At 53.4% G+C, this 1,658-nt stretch carries 2 protein-coding genes; both read right to left on the reverse strand.

Annotated features, from left to right (window positions below; translation table 11 throughout):
- Positions 1-425: hypothetical protein (locus D6694_12295; GenBank protein ID RMH38483.1), on the reverse strand; the 425-nt coding region annotated here is incomplete at its 3' end.
- A gap of 5 nt (positions 426-430) precedes the next feature.
- Positions 431-1,633, reverse strand: coding sequence for a hypothetical protein (locus D6694_12300; GenBank protein ID RMH38484.1), 1,203 nt, complete (start codon positions 1,631-1,633; stop codon positions 431-433).
- Positions 1,634-1,658: the final 25 nt, after the last annotated feature.

Here is a 1,658-nt window from a genome sequence, read left to right on the forward strand (position 1 = left end):
ACATGACGACCTTCCCGCCTTGCCGCGCAGAGCCTCCAAGCCTGTTCGAAATCCAGCACCGACTCCTGCCCATTATACAGCATCTGTTTGTGCAACGATCGCGCCACATCGACAGGATTTCTCAGCGAGATAATGAATTTCGCATCCGGATTGTAGCGAAGTATTTCAGAGATTGAGGATTGGTCATAAAGATACGATGTAGAACCATCCGCCAGATACCTTTCTCCGCCATAATGCGCAAAGCATCCCTGATACCACTCCATCGTCTGGATCTGTCGCATACGCAGCGATTGCAAATTTTGACTGAAGAACCATGGCTCTTTGGGGCGGGAAAAGCAGATCCCTTCTTGGGCTCCCAGCCAGTTTGCCAAGGTTGTCGTGCCGCATTTCGCACCGCCAACCAGAAAAAGATTGACTTTAGGCATATTGCTCAATTCGCCGTCACCTTCGCAAAAATACTGGTATTGATCCCCATATTTCTTCGAATCCATTGATACATTGCCAAGTTCCACGCGACCATGGCAAAGGCATTGGCAGCGGCTGCACCCAGAATGCCCCAAATCGGAATCAGTGCCAATGAGCCACCCACATTTATCAGCAATCCAAGCCCATAAGCTCGAACCATAACCTCACTTTTCCCAACCATGGCCAGGAAATAACCGACCGGACCCAAAGCCACGTTCACCATCTGGCCAGCCACAAGCACGACAAGCGGCCAAAAGGCGCGTCCAAAATCTTGGCCATACCATGGCAACACAACTGGGGCTGCGATCACCACGACAGCGGCAACCAACAGAGTGCCCAGAAATACGATCCGGATGGAACTGGCCAGCATTTGCTGCAATGCTTCGCGTGTTCCATTCCGATGGGTTGCGGCAATCCTTGGCGCCATGAACTGATTCGAGGCCGCTAGAAAAATGCTGGTCAACTCGGCCAATCTGCTGGCTACATTATACCTACCCACATCCTCAATAGGCTGCCACACTCCAAGAAGCAGCAAGTCCACCTTGGCCACACCGTAACCCAACAAAACAAACCAAAGCAAGCGTTTTGCTTCCGCATTCCAATCAGGCAAGGATTCTGTTTCCCCGCCATTGATCATCTCTATGGGCCCATGTTGATACAAAACAAGCCAGCCGCCGATCAGAAAAAGAGTCACCAAGACCCCAACCTGAATGATCGAGGCCTGCTCTGCACCGAGCCTTACCCCTTGCCATAAAAGCCACCCAAAAGCCGTCAGCAGAATCAATTGCGGCAAGGCCATGGTCAACGCCTGTGCCCACACGGCGCGCCGCATCGCCTGTAACAGCACGCTCCACAATGTATTGCTCACCATCAAGGGAAAGGCAAACCCCAGCACGATAAAAGCCGATTTCCAGGGCGCATCCGCAGGCACCAGAAACCAGGCCACAGCCAGCCCAGTCAACACAAACGCCGCGCGAACAGCCATTTTGCGCGCGAACCACTGCGCAACAAGGCGCGAAACCTTGAACGCGCCGGCCGAAAAATGGCTGCCCAACTCTCGGACGATGATCAGATCCATACCACCGATAACGAGCATCGCACCCAGCGATGCCAATGTCATGGCATAGACAAATGCGCCATACTCGCCCGAACCCAGCACCCGGGCCATGGCAATCTGTAGCAGAAACCCCAGG

It is taken from the genome of Gammaproteobacteria bacterium, assembly GCA_003696665.1.
In the GTDB taxonomy this organism is placed as follows: Bacteria; Pseudomonadota; Gammaproteobacteria; order Enterobacterales.

What these genes read in the sequence shown, in the direction of transcription:
- D6694_12300 (RMH38484.1), bottom strand. Translation starts at nt 1,633, where the DNA reads ATGGCCCGGGTGCTGGGTTCGGGCGAGTATGGCGCATTTGTCTATGCC.